This is a genomic window from Streptomyces guryensis, from assembly GCF_021261325.1.
Taxonomy (GTDB): domain Bacteria; phylum Actinomycetota; class Actinomycetes; order Streptomycetales; family Streptomycetaceae; genus Streptomyces; species Streptomyces guryensis.
Genome location: NZ_JAJSBI010000004.1, coordinates 256,117 through 269,424 on the forward strand (window position 1 = coordinate 256,117; position 13,308 = coordinate 269,424).

Below are 13,308 nucleotides of genomic sequence, written 5' to 3' on the forward strand. Positions count from 1 at the left end.
CCCTCAGTCCAGCCAGACATATCCCGCGAGTCGCCCCGTGGTCCGATCGCGGCGGTACGAGAAGTGGTCGCCCGACTCGATCGTGCACACCGGCGACTGCTCCCGGTCACGCACCCCGAGCCGCTCGAGCTGCGCGTGCACTCCGGCGGTCACGTCCACCGCCGGAGTGCCCCAACTCGTCTCGGCGTACGCCGCCCGCTCGACGGCGGCCACCTCGGCGCGCATCTCGTCCGGCACTTCGTAGCACCGGCCGCAGACGGCGGGTCCGGTGCGGGCCACGATCCGGCCCGGCTCGGCGCCGAGTTCCGTCATGGCCCGTACGACGGCGGGAACGACCCCGGCGACCATGCCGGGCCGCCCCGCGTGGGCCGCGGCCACGATCCCGGCAACGGGGTCGGCGAGCAGCACCGGCGTGCAGTCGGCGGTCAGGACGGCGAGGGCGAGACCACGCTCCACGGTGACGACGGCGTCCACCTCGGGCACCGGACGATCACCCCACGGCCCGTCGACCACCGCCACGTCCGCGCCGTGCACCTGGTTCATCCAGACCACCCGGCCGGGGTCGATCCCCAGCGACTTGGCGGCCAGTTCACGGTTGGTGCGTACGGCGTCGGGGGCGTCGCCGACCGCTCCGCCGAGGTTGAGCTCCTCGTACGGAACGGCGCTCACCCCGCCCCACCGGTCGGTGAAGGCGAAGTGCGCGCCGTTCACTGTGCTCGTTGCGGAGCGCCGTCCTATCACTTCAGGAAGTCCGGCACGTCCAGCTCCTCCGCCGCGCTGTCCGAGTAGGACCTCGACGGCGGGACCGGCGGGGCGGCCGTGATGTCGTTCGCCGGCTCCGGAGCGGGCTCCGGGTCCTCCTTCGGCGTGACGCTGCCGAGCGAGCCGAAGGACGGGCGGCTCTCGGGCTGCCGTACCGGAGTGGGTTCGTCGCGGCGGGCCGACGACGAGGACGAGCCCATGACCGTCTCCCGGCGGGCCGGCGGCTGGCCGCCGTCGAAGCCCGCGGCGATGACGGTGACCCGCACCTCGTCGCCGAGGGCATCGTCGATGACCGCGCCGAAGATGATGTTGGCCTCGGGGTGGGCGGCCTCGCTGACCAGCTGGGCCGCCTCGTTGATCTCGAACAGACCGAGGTCGGAGCCGCCGGAGATGGAGAGCAGCACACCGCGGGCGCCGTCGATGGAGGCTTCCAGCAGCGGCGAGGAGATCGCCATCTCGGCCGCGGCCACCGCACGGTCGTCGCCGCGGGCCGAGCCGATGCCCATCAGGGCCGAACCGGCCTCGGACATCACGGACTTGACGTCGGCGAAGTCGAGGTTGATCAGACCGGGCGTGGTGATCAGGTCGGTGATCCCCTGCACACCTGAGAGCAGGACCTGGTCGGCCGACTTGAAGGCGTCGAGCACCGAGACCTGGCGGTCCGAGATGGACAGCAGCCGGTCGTTCGGAATGACGATGAGGGTGTCGACCTCTTCGCGGAGTTCGGCGATGCCGTCCTCTGCCTGGTTGGCGCGGCGCCGTCCCTCGAAGGTGAACGGGCGCGTGACCACGCCGATGGTCAGGGCTCCCAGGGAGCGGGCGATGTTGGCCACGACGGGCGCGCCGCCGGTGCCGGTGCCGCCGCCCTCGCCGGCCGTCACGAAGACCATGTCGGCCCCCTTGAGGACCTCTTCGATCTCCTCGCGGTGATCCTCGGCGGCCTTGCGGCCGACGGCCGGGTTGGCTCCGGCGCCGAGTCCGCGAGTGAGTTCGCGGCCGACGTCGAGCTTGACGTCGGCGTCGCTCATCAACAGCGCCTGCGCGTCGGTGTTGATGGCGATGAACTCGACGCCCTTGAGACCGACCTCGATCATCCGGTTGATGGCATTGACACCACCGCCGCCGACACCGATGACTTTGATGACTGCGAGGTAGTTCTGCGGTGCTGCCACGTCGAAGGCCTCTCGCCTCGAGTTACGTGTCGCCGTTTCGCGGGTCAGTGCGATCCGACGACTGATGCCGATTGGGACGGTCCGTTACGCCGACCCGAACCCTAACGTTGAAGTTTAGGGTTACCAGTGTGACTGTTCGCTGGAGTCTTCCGAACAGGACACTAAGTCGACAAGTGGCGCACGTTCAACGAACACGCCGAACCTCCCGTTTTTCTTTTCACCCTATGTGATCAGCCGTAGCGCTGCCCAACCAGGGTGCTGGCCTGCGCGGATGTGCGTCAACTCCCGGATGACGCAGGGGCGGTGGGAACCGAGACGTCGAAGTGCCGCGCATCCGGCGCCGCTTTCATGAGCGCGATGAGCGCACGGGCCTTCGCGGCACCCTTCTCGCTACTGCCCCACAGGACGTTCCGGCCGTCGCCCAACTCCAGTGAGATGTCGTCGTACGAACGAACCTTGACGGTCTCGGTGGCGCGCGCGACGGCGGCCGGAACGGCGCGGGCGACGAGCGCCGCCTCCGCCACCAACCGGTCCTCGCCGAAGCGCCGCAGGCTCGCGGCGGACGACCCCGAGGAGGAGGTGCTCAATTCCAGCGCGGGAATGCCTTTCGGGGCTACGGAAACCGTGGCAAAACGGACCCCCTTGCGGTCCACTTCGACGACCTTTCCACCCATTTGCACAATGAGAACCGGAGTACGCTCGCTCACTTTCAGCCCGATTCCATGGGGCCAGGAACGGACCACGTCAACCATGTCAATTCGGGGCAGTTTCCGGCGCAGTCGCGCCTCGATGACATCGGTGTCGACGGAAATCATCGGCGCCCCGACCGGGACCTGGGCGGCCTCGCGCACCTGCGCGGGCGTCAGCACCCGGGTTCCGGAGATCGACACCCGCTGCACGCGCAGCCACTGGGAGCCGTACAACAGCCAGACCGTGCCCGCCCCGAGCAGGACGAGCAGAACGGTAAGGATGATGATCGTACGAAGGCGGCGCAGCCTCAACCTGCGTGCCGGAGACGGGCCGGACGACTCCTGCTGGCGTTCACCGCGCTCGGCGGTGGTCGGTCCGGCCACGCTTCCTGCCTTTCACCACATGGGAGATACAGCCCTATTGACGTGCACGGCCGGCGGCGATCGCCTCGTACACCATGCCGACGAGCAGGTCGTCGGCGTCCCGTCGCCCGAACTCGGCGGCGGCGCGGGACATCTCGTACAGCCGGTGCGGGTCGGCGAGCACGGGCAGGACGTTGCCCCGTACCCAGTCGGGCGTCAGCTCCGCGTCGTCGACCAGCAGGCCGCCGCCGGCCTTGACCACCGGCTGGGCGTTCAGCCGCTGTTCGCCGTTGCCGATGGGCAGCGGGACGTAGGCGGCCGGGAGTCCGACGGCGGAGAGTTCGGCGACGGTCATCGCGCCCGCGCGGCAGAGCATCATGTCGGCCGCGGCGTACGCGAGGTCCATCCGATCCAGGTAACTTACCGGGATGTAGGGGGGCATTCCCGGCATCTGCTGCACGTGTGGCAGTTCGTTCTTCGGACCGACCGCGTGCAGGATCTGGATACCGGCCTGCTGCAGCCAGGGCGCGACCTGCTCGACGACCTCGTTGAGGCGGCGGGCGCCCTGCGAGCCACCGGAGACCAGCAGCGTGGGCAGGTTGGGGTCGAGGCCGAACGCCGCGCGGGCCTCGGGGCGGGTGGCGGCCCGGTCGAGGGTGGCGATGGTGCGGCGCAGCGGGATGCCGATGTAGCGGGCGTCGCGCAGCTTGCTGTCCGGGGTGGAGACGGCGACCCTGGCGGCGTACCGCGAGCCGATCTTGTTGGCCAGGCCGGGGCGGGCGTTGGCCTCGTGGATGATGATCGGCACGCCGAGGCGCTTTGCGGCGAGGTAGCCGGGCAGCGCGACATAGCCGCCGAAGCCGACGACCGCGTCCGCCTTGGTGCGCTCCAGGATCTGCTCGGTCGCCTTGATCGTGCCGCGCAGCCGGCCCGGGACGGTGATCAGTTCGGGGGTCGGCCTGCGCGGCAGCGGTACCGCCGGGATCAGCGCGAGCTCGTAACCCCGCTGCGGAACGAGCGTGGTCTCAAGGCCGCGCTCCGTGCCCAGGGCCGTGATCCCCACGGTGGGGTCCTGCCTGCGCAGGGCGTCCGCGAGGGCGAGCGCGGGCTCGATGTGGCCGGCGGTCCCCCCACCGGCGAGTACGACATGCACCGAAATTCACCGCTCTCCGGACGAGCGCGCCGCCGAGGCACGCCGTCTCATCGTGTTCCATCTCCGAGGCCCCCGGTCCCGCAGGGCGCCTCCCGCCCGCTTTCTACCAAAGCGGGGTTGCCGCATGGAAAGCGCCGCCCGCGCAGCGGGCTCGTCACGCGCGAACGCGATCATCAGCCCGATGGCGAACATGGTCGGCAGCAGGGCGGATCCTCCGTAGGAGAACAGCGGGAGGGGGACACCGGCGATCGGCAGCAGGCCGAGCACCGCACCGATGTTGATCACGGCCTGGGCCGTGATCCAGGTGGTCACGCCTCCCGCGGCATACCTGACGAAGGGGTCCTCCGTACGTCCGGCCACGCGGATACCCGCATAGCCTAGAGCCGCGAAGAGGGCGAGCACCGACAGCGTCCCCGCCAGGCCCAGTTCCTCGCCGGTGACGGCGAAGATGAAGTCCGTGTGCGCTTCCGGGAGTTGCCCCCATTTTTCCACACTCGCGCCGAGCCCGGATCCGAAGATTCCGCCGGAGGCGAGCGCGTAGATGCCGTGTACGGCCTGCCAGCAGTCGGCGACCCCGGACTTCGGCTCGGTGGCGCCGATGCAGGCGAGCCGGGCCATGCGGTTCGGGCTGGTCTTGATGAGGATCACGCCGATGGCGGCCGCGACGGACAGCACCCCCACGAACAGGCGGGTGGGCGCCCCGGCGAGCCACAGCAGGCCGAACAGGATCGCCGTCAGGATGATCGCCGTACCCATGTCGCCGCCGAGCATGATCAGCCCGAGCAGCATGAAGGCGACGGGAACGAGCGGCACCAGCATGTGCTTCCACTGGGTGAGCAGCTTCTTGTCCTGCTTGCGGGCCATCAGGTCCGCGCCCCACAGCACCAGCGCCAGCTTGCCGAACTCACTGGGCTGGATCTGGAAGGAGCCGCCGAGCGAGATCCAGTTCTGGTTGCCGTTGACCGACATCCCTATCCCCGGCACCTGCACCAGCGCCATCAGGAAGACCGCACCCGCGAGAATCGGGTAGGCCAGCGCCCGGTGCAGCTTCACCGGCATCACCGCCGCGATCAGCAGCAGCACACCGCCGATGACGGCGGCGAGGAGCTGCTTGCGGAAGAAGTACGAGCCCGGCAGGGACATCTGCAGCGCCGTGATCTGGGAGGCCGAGTAGACCATCACCAGACCGAGCACGGTGATCAGCAGACTGCCGCCCATGATCAGGTAGTACGCGGTCAGCGGCCGGTCCAAGGCGCGCTTGGCGTTGAGGTAGAGGCGACGTACGGCGTTGTCGCGGGCCGGCCCGGATGCGGCGGGCCGCCGGACGGCCCCCTGCACGGGCGGACGTCCGGTCCGACTACCGGGCATCGGATCCTCCGCCGTCCGTGGAGCCCGTGCGGCTCATCGGCCCGGCGACGCGCGGTCTGCCCCGCACATCTGCCGCCCTCTCGTCACGCGCCGACGCTCCGCTGACCCCCATGACCCCACTCGGAGCGGCCAAGAGGCGCGGCATGTTGCAGTTGGCCCGATCCGAACGACAGGCCCTAGCCCTGGACGATCCCACGCGTCCCTCCCAAGGTCGCCCGGCTGCAGGCGGCCGGGTCAGGCGCCGAGTTCGCGGACCGCTGCTGCGAACGCGTCACCGCGCTTGTTGTAGTTGGCGAACATGTCCATCGAGGCGCAGGCCGGGGCCAGCAGCACCGTGTCGCCTGCGGCCGCGAGCCGCTGGGCCTCCTGGACAGCCGCGAGCATCGCCCCAGTGTCGGTCCGGTCGAGGTCGACGACGGGTACTTCGGGCGCGTGTCGCGCGAGGGCTTCACGGATGAGGGCGCGGTCCTCGCCGATGAGGACGGCACCACGGAGTCGCTCTGCCGACTTGGCGACCAGCTCGTCGAAGGTCGCGCCCTTGGCGAGCCCGCCCGCGATCCAGACGATGGACTCGTAGGCCGCCAACGAGGCCTCAGCCGCATGTGTGTTGGTGGCCTTGGAGTCGTCGATGTAGGCGACCCCGGCCACGTCGGCCACATGCGCGATGCGGTGCGCGTCCGGGGTGAAGTTCCTGAGGCCGTCGCGTACGGCCGCGGCGGGCACCCCGAAGGCGCGCGCGAGGGCGGCCGCCGCAAGGGCGTTGGCGATGTTGTGCGGGGCCGGCGGGTCGACGTCGGAGACTTCGGCGAGCTCCTGGGCGTTCTTCTGCCGGTTGTCCACGAAGGCGCGGTCGACCAGGATGCCGTCCACGACGCCGAGTTGGGACGGGCCGGGGGTGGCGAGGGTGAAGCCGATGGCGCGGCAGCCCTCCTCGACGTCCGCCTCGCGCACCAGGTCCTCGGTGGACGGTTTGTCGGTGGCATCGGCGTTGTAGACGCAGGCGACGCGATTGCCCTCGTAGATACGGCCTTTGTCGGCGGCGTACGCCTCCATGGAACCGTGCCAGTCGAGGTGGTCGGGGGCCAGGTTCAGGACTGCGGCGGAGTGGGCGCGCAGGGAGGGCGCCCAGTGCAGCTGGTAGCTGGACAACTCCACGGCCAGGACGTCGTACTGCTCCTCGCCGAGCACCACGTCGAGCAGCGAGACGCCGATGTTGCCGACGGCAGCGGTGCGCAGCCCGGCGGCCTTGAGGATCGACGCCAGCATCTGGACGGTGGTGGTCTTGCCGTTGGTGCCGGTGACGGCCAGCCAGGGGGCCGCATCGGGGCCTCTCAGACGCCAGGCGAGTTCGACGTCGCCCCAGATCTCCAGGCCGGCCTCGCGGGCCGCCGTGAACAGCGGCTTGTCCGGCTTCCAGCCCGGCGTGGTGACGACGAGTTCGGTGCCTTCGGGCAGGGTTGCGCCGTCACCGAGGCGCACCGTGATGCCCAGGGCCTCCAGCTCGGCGGCCTGTTCACGCGCGCGTGCGTCGTCGCCGTCGTTGACGACCGTGACGACGGCCCCGCGCGCGTGCAGCACCTTGGCCGCCGGGATACCGGAGACGCCGAGCCCGGCGACGGTGACGTGCTTGCCCTGCCAGTCGGTCACTTGTCCGCTGCCCATCCCGCATAGAAGAGGCCCAGTCCGACGATCACACAGATGCCCTGGATGATCCAGAAGCGGACCACCACAAGGACTTCGGACCACCCCTTGAGTTCGAAGTGGTGCTGGAGTGGCGCCATCCGGAAGACGCGCTTCCCGGTGAGCCGGAAGGAGCCGACCTGGATGACCACCGACATGGTGATGAGGACGAACAGACCGCCCATGATGGCCACCAGCAGCTCCGTGCGGGAGAGGATGGCCAGGCCCGTGAGGACACCGCCGAGGGCGAGCGAACCGGTGTCACCCATGAAGATCTTGGCGGGTGAGGTGTTCCACCACAGGAAGCCCAGGCAGGCACCCATCAACGCGGAGGCGATGACCGCGAGGTCGAGCGGGTCGCGTACCTCGTAGCAGGCGTTGGGGTTGGTGAGGGTCTGCGCGTTGGCGCAGGACTCCTGGAACTGCCAGACGCCGATGAAGGTGTAGGCGCCGAAGACCAGCACCGAGGCGCCGGTGGCGAGACCGTCCAGACCGTCGGTGAGGTTCACGCCGTTCGACATCGCGAGGATCATGAACAGCGCCCAGACCACGAACAGCACCGGGCCGATCGTCCACCCGAAGTCCGTGATGAACGACAGCTTGGTGGAGGCCGGGGCGTTGCCACGGGAGTCCTGGAACTGCAGGGCGAGCACCGCGAAGCTGATGCCGACGATCAGCTGGCCGGCCATCTTCGCCTTGGCCCTGAGGCCCAGCGAACGCCGCTTGACGATCTTGATGTAGTCGTCGAGGAAGCCGACCAGGCCCATGCCGCACATCAGACCGAGCACCAGCACGCCCGAGTAGCTCGGGGCGTAGCCGGTGATCACCTTGGAGAGGAAGTACGCGGCCACCGTCGCCAGGATGAAGGCGATGCCGCCCATGGTCGGCGTACCGCGCTTGCTGGCGTGCTCGCGCGGCCCGTCGTCCCGGATGTACTGGCCGTAGCCCTTGCGGGCCAGCAGCTTGATCAGCAGCGGGGTGCCGACCAGCGTCAGGAAGAGGCCAATGACTCCCGAGAACAGGATCTGCTTCATCATCGGGCGGCAACCTCACCCTCGGCCCCGGTCTCGAGGAGCGCCTGGGCGACGCTCTCGAGGCCGACCGAACGGGACGCCTTCACGAGGACGACGTCCCCCGGGCGCAACTCGCTGCGCAACAGGTCGACCGCCGCCTGTGCGTCGGACACGTGCACCGACTCCTCACCCCACGAACCCTCGTTATATGCGCCCAGTTGCAGCCAGGACGCTTCCCTGCCCCCGACCGCGACGAGCTTGCCGACATTGAGCCGGACGGCGAGCCGTCCGACCGCGTCGTGCTCGGCGAGCGCCTCGTCCCCGAGCTCGGCCATCTTGCCGAGCACCGCCCAGGTCCGCCGCCCCCGGCCCATCGCCGCGAGCGCGCGCAGGGCGGCCCGCATGGACTCGGGGTTGGCGTTGTAGGCGTCGTTGACGATGGTCACGCCGTCCGGTCGCTCGGTGACCTCCATGCGCCACCGGGAGAGGGAGCCCGCCTCGGAGAGCGCGGTGGCGATCTCTTCCGCGGACATGCCCAGCTCATGGGCGACGGCGGCCGCGGCGAGCGCGTTCGACACGTGATGCTCACCGTACAGGCGCATGGTCACATCGCTTGCACCGGAGGGTGTGTGGAGTCTGAAGGCAGGCTGTCCCGTGTCCGTGAGTCGCACGTTCTCGGCGCGTACGTCCGCTTCGTCGGCCTCGCCGAAGAGCAGCACCCTCGCCTTCGTACGGGACGCCATGGCCCGTACGAGGGGGTCGTCCGCGTTGAGGATCGCGGCGCCGTCCTCCGGAAGGGACTCCACCAGTTCGCCCTTGGCCTGCGCGATCTGCTCGCGGCCGCCGAACTCGCCGATGTGGGCGGTGCCCACGTTGAGGACGAGGCCGACCTTCGGGGGCGTCAGGTCGGCGAGGTAGCGGATGTGGCCGATGCCGCGGGCGCCCATCTCCAGGACGAGGAACTTCGTCTCCTCGGTGGCGGACAGGGCGGTGAGGGGCAGCCCGATCTCGTTGTTGAGCGAGCCGGGCGTGAACACCGTCGGCGCCTTGCGCTGCAGGACCTGGGCGATCAGGTCCTTGGTGCTGGTCTTGCCCGCGGAGCCGGTGAGGGCCACGAGGGTGGCGCCGAGGCGTCGTACGACATGGCGGGCGAGGGCGCCGAGGGCGCTCTGGACGTCCTCGACCACGATCGCGGGCACGCCGACGGGGCGCGATGCCAGTACGGCGACCGCGCCCGCTTCGACGACCTGAGTGGCGAAGTCGTGGCCGTCAACCCGTTCGCCGACGAAGGCGACGAAGAGGCTGCCGGGCCGCACCTCGCGGGAGTCCCGTACGACCGAAGCCGTGACCTGGACGGACGGATCCGGTATGTCGTGCGTCTGCCCGCCGACGACTTCTGCGATCTCGGCGAGAGAGAGGGCGATCACAAGTTCATCCCTGGGTCTTCTGGATAGCTTCGCGAAGTACCTGGCGGTCGTCGAAGGGACGGACCACCCCGGCGATGTCCTGGCCCTGCTCGTGGCCCTTGCCCGCGACCAGCACGGTGTCTCCGGGCCGCGCTCGGGCGACGGCTGCGGCGATCGCGGCGGCCCGGTCCTCGAAGACCTGGACCTCGCCGCGCTCGTGTGCTGGTACGGACGCCGCGCCCTCCAGCATGGTTGCAAGGATGGCGAGGGGGTCCTCGGAGCGGGGGTTGTCCGAAGTCAGTACGGCGGTGTCGGCGAGGCGGGCCACGGCCGCGCCCATCGGCGCCCGCTTGGTCTGGTCCCGGTCGCCTCCGCAGCCGAGCACGACGTGCAGCTTGCCCTCGGTGACATGCCGCAGGGCGCGCAGGACCGATTCGACGGCGTCGGTCTTGTGGGCGTAGTCGACGACCGCGAGATACGGCTGGCCGGCGTCCACGCGCTCCAGGCGGCCGGGCACGCCCGGTACGGCGGCGATGCCGTCGGCGGCGGTCTGCGGATCGAGGCCCGCGGCGGCGAGGGCGACGATCGCGGCGAGGGTGTTGGCCACGTTGAAGGGGCCGGCGATCGGCGACTTGGCGGCGATCTGCTCGCCCTCGGGGCCGATCACGGTGAACGTCGAGTCCATGGAGCCGATTTCGACGCCCTCGGCGCGCCAGTCGGCGTCGGGGTGGCCCTCGGCGGAGAAGGTGACGACCGGGACGGTGGCCTCCTTGGCCAGCCGGCGGCCGTACTCGTCGTCGAGGTTGACGACGCCGAGCCTGCTGCGCTGCGGGGTGAACAGCTGCGCCTTGGCCCGGAAGTAGTCCTCCATGTCGGAGTGGAACTCCATGTGCTCCGGGCTGAGGTTGGTGAACACGCCGATGTCGAAGACGCAGCCGTCGACCCGGCCGAGGACCAGCGCGTGGCTGGAGACCTCCATGGCCACCGCCTCGACGCCGCGCTCGCGCATGACCGCGAACAGGGCCTGCAGGTCGGTGGCTTCGGGGGTGGTGCGCTCGGACTTGATGCGCTCGTCGCCGACGCGCATCTCGACCGTGCCGATGAGACCGGTGTTGCTCTTGGTCTTCAGGCCGCCCTCGACGAGATAGGCCGTGGTCGTCTTGCCGGAGGTGCCGGTGATGCCGATCTGGAGCAGATCACGGCCGGGGTGGCCGTAGATCGTGGCTGCCAGCTCGCCCATCCGCGCCCGTGGTTCGTCCACGACCAGGACCGGCAGACCGGTGGCCCCGGCGCGCTCGGCGCCGGTCGGGTCGGTCAGCACGGCGACCGCACCCAGGCCGGCGGCCTGGGTGACGAAGTCGGCGCCGTGCAGACGAGCGCCCGGCAGGGCGGCGTACAGGTCGCCGGGGCGGACGGCGCGCGAGTCATGGGTGATGCCCGTGACCTCGGCGGGACCCTCCGGCGCGGTGGCACCCAGCTGATCGGCGAGTTCCGCGAGGGGTGTGGCGGATACCTGCACCGGCCTGGGGGGCCCCGGATATGTCACGGATGCGCCCTTCTGGGTGGTTTGGGACTGATCAGCGTGTGGCACGGCGGTGAGCGTACCGGGCGCACCCGCTTGCGAGCTAAATAGGGGCCCGCGCGCAGCGCGGTCCGGCAAGGGCGGGGGCGGGAGACGGGTGGGTGAGGGGCTGGGGGCGCCCGGGTTGCCGGAGTCGGGAGTGATCATGGTCACGGAACGTTCCTGGCTGGTTGCACTGATCAGAAGGTGACGGGCAGGTTCGCGGCCGGCGCACCCGTGGGCGGGACCTGGAGGGTCTTCAGTGCGAACTCCATCACCTCCTTGTAGATGGGTCCGCAGATCTGGCCGCCGAAGTAACTCCCGCTGGTGGCGTTCTGGATGGCGCAGTAGACGGTGATGCGGGGGTTGTCCGCAGGTGCGAATCCGGCGAACGACGAGGTGTAGCCGCGGTACTGGCCGGTGGCCGGATCCACGCGGTTGGCCGTACCCGTCTTGCCCGCGACCCGGTAGCCGGGGATGCGCGCCTTGTTGCCGGTTCCCTCCCGGTCGTCGACGACCGACTCCAGCATCTGGGCGAGGGTCTTCGCCGTCTTCGCGCTGACGACCCTGGTCTTCTTGGGCTTCGCGGTCGGGGTGAAGCGCCCGTCGGGCCCCTTCGTGCCGCGCACCAGGCTGGGCTCGATGCGTACGCCGCCGTTGGCGATGGTCGAGTAGATGGACGCCGCCTGCAGCGCGCTGACGGACAGGCCCTGGCCGAAAGGAATCGTGTACTGCTGCGACGTCGACCACTTCTCGGGGGGCGCGAGGATGCCCTTGGTCTCGCCGGGGAGGCCGAGTCCGGTGTAGCTGCCGATGCCGAACTTGCGCAGGTACGAGTAGAGGACCTTGTTGGCCTGCGCCTGCGTGCTGCCCAGCTGGCCGGTGGCCAGGATGGTGCCGATGTTGCTGGACTTGGCGAGCACGCCGTTGAGCGTGAGGTTCCAGGTGTCGTGGTCGATGTCGTCCTTGAAGAGCCGGTCGCCGCGGTGCAGCCGGTTCGGCACGACGACATGCGTCAGCGGGGTGGCGACGTTCTCCTGCAGTACGGCGGCCATCGACATGATCTTGGCGGTGGAGCCGGGCTCGTAGGCGTCCTCGACGGCCCAGTTGTGCAGGGCGTTCGGGTTCGCCTTGGAGAGGTCGTTGGGGTCGAAGCCGGGCGCGTTGGCCATCGCGAGGATCTCGCCGGTGCGGGTGTCCTGCACTATCACGTACCCGCGGTCCGCCCCGGACTTCCTCACCTGCTCGGTGATGGCGTTCTGCGCGGCCCACTGGATGTCGCGGTCGAGGGTGAGCTCGACGTCGCTGCCGGGCACGGCGGGGGTCTCGGTTGAGCCCGCGGTGGGCACCAGACGGCCGCCGGACTGGGCGTAACGGATCTTGCCGTCCTTGCCGGCGAGCTCTCTGTTCAGCTCCTGCTCGACGCCTCCGCCGCCCTTGCCCAGGTCGTTGACCCAGCCCAGTATCCCGGCGGCGAGGTCCCCGTTGGGATAGATCCGCTTGCTGCTGGGGTCGGCGAAGACGCCGGCGAGGACGTTGACCGTGGACTTGTCCTTCTCCCCCTTCGCCGTGAGCGCGCTCTTCAGGTCCTTGATCTGCTTCCAGACCTGCGGGGTCTGCCGACGAGCGAGCAGGACGTAGCGCAGCTTCTTGTTCTGGGGGCGGAGCTTGTGGAGGAGGGTGTCCTGCTCCATGCCGAGGATCGGCGCGAGGAGCGCGGCCGCCTGCTCGGGTCCGTTGCCGATCTTCAGCTGGTCGCGGGTGAACATGGTGGGGTCGGCCGTGAGGTCGTAGGCGTCCACGCTGGTCGCGAGGGCCACGCCGTTGCGGTCGAGGATGCCGCCGCGCTCGGCCGTCAGCACATGGCCGACGTATCGGTTCTGGTCGGCCTTGGCCGCGTACGCGCTGGCGTCGACGGCCTGCACCTGCAGCAGCCGTACGACGAAGGCGATCAGCACCAGGGTGAGGGCCAGGCTGACCATACGCAGCCGGGGGCGTGGGCTGCCCAGCCGCAGGGCGTTGGAGGCCCCTGGGCGGCCCGGCGCCGGGCGGCGCGCGCCGGGGCCCGGGCGCCGGGCGCCGGCGGCGGGGCGCGCGGGGCCGGGCACGCGGCGGCGCGGCGGTTCCCTGTCGGACACTTC

General features: G+C 70.1%; 10 protein-coding genes. All 10 read right to left on the minus strand.

The window, feature by feature from the left end; translation table 11 throughout:
- Positions 1-3 precede the first annotated feature (3 nt).
- The 10 genes from pgeF to LJ657_RS10745 all read right to left on the minus strand — a co-directional run bounded on the left by pgeF (position 4) and on the right by LJ657_RS10745 (position 13,305).
- Positions 4-711, minus strand: coding sequence for a peptidoglycan editing factor PgeF (gene pgeF, locus LJ657_RS10700; RefSeq protein ID WP_372487896.1), 708 nt, complete (start codon positions 709-711; stop codon positions 4-6).
- A gap of 26 nt (positions 712-737) precedes the next feature.
- Entirely contained in the window at positions 738-1,934 is a 1,197-nt protein-coding gene (ftsZ, locus tag LJ657_RS10705; RefSeq protein ID WP_232648196.1) for a cell division protein FtsZ, read from the minus strand.
- A gap of 278 nt (positions 1,935-2,212) precedes the next feature.
- On the minus strand, positions 2,213-3,007 hold the full coding sequence (locus tag LJ657_RS10710; RefSeq protein WP_232648197.1) for a cell division protein FtsQ/DivIB: 795 nt from the start codon (positions 3,005-3,007) through the stop codon (positions 2,213-2,215).
- Between the two features lie 34 nt (positions 3,008-3,041).
- Positions 3,042-4,139, minus strand: a complete 1,098-nt coding sequence (gene murG, locus LJ657_RS10715; protein ID WP_232648198.1) for an undecaprenyldiphospho-muramoylpentapeptide beta-N-acetylglucosaminyltransferase — start codon at positions 4,137-4,139, stop codon at positions 3,042-3,044.
- Positions 4,140-4,145: 6 nt separating this feature from the next.
- Positions 4,146-5,507: a putative lipid II flippase FtsW gene (ftsW, locus tag LJ657_RS10720; protein ID WP_232648199.1), complete on the minus strand. Its 1,362-nt coding sequence runs from the start codon at positions 5,505-5,507 to the stop codon at positions 4,146-4,148.
- A gap of 234 nt (positions 5,508-5,741) precedes the next feature.
- Entirely contained in the window at positions 5,742-7,169 is a 1,428-nt protein-coding gene (murD, locus tag LJ657_RS10725) for a UDP-N-acetylmuramoyl-L-alanine--D-glutamate ligase (RefSeq protein ID WP_232648200.1), read from the minus strand.
- A complete protein-coding gene (gene mraY, locus LJ657_RS10730) occupies positions 7,151-8,221 on the minus strand; it encodes a phospho-N-acetylmuramoyl-pentapeptide-transferase (protein WP_232648421.1) in 1,071 nt (356 codons plus the stop codon). The genes murD and mraY overlap by 19 nt, the downstream gene beginning before the upstream one ends.
- On the minus strand, positions 8,221-9,627 hold the full coding sequence (locus tag LJ657_RS10735; RefSeq protein WP_232648201.1) for a UDP-N-acetylmuramoyl-tripeptide--D-alanyl-D-alanine ligase: 1,407 nt from the start codon (positions 9,625-9,627) through the stop codon (positions 8,221-8,223). Before LJ657_RS10735 ends, mraY begins: the two co-directional genes overlap by 1 nt.
- A 4-nt stretch (positions 9,628-9,631) precedes the next feature.
- The gene (locus tag LJ657_RS10740) at positions 9,632-11,152 is read right to left on the minus strand and encodes a UDP-N-acetylmuramoyl-L-alanyl-D-glutamate--2,6-diaminopimelate ligase (protein WP_232648202.1); all 1,521 of its coding nucleotides are present in this window, start codon (positions 11,150-11,152) and stop codon (positions 9,632-9,634) included.
- Between the two features lie 215 nt (positions 11,153-11,367).
- Positions 11,368-13,305, minus strand: a complete 1,938-nt coding sequence (locus LJ657_RS10745) for a peptidoglycan D,D-transpeptidase FtsI family protein (RefSeq protein WP_308117019.1) — start codon at positions 13,303-13,305, stop codon at positions 11,368-11,370.
- Positions 13,306-13,308: the final 3 nt, after the last annotated feature.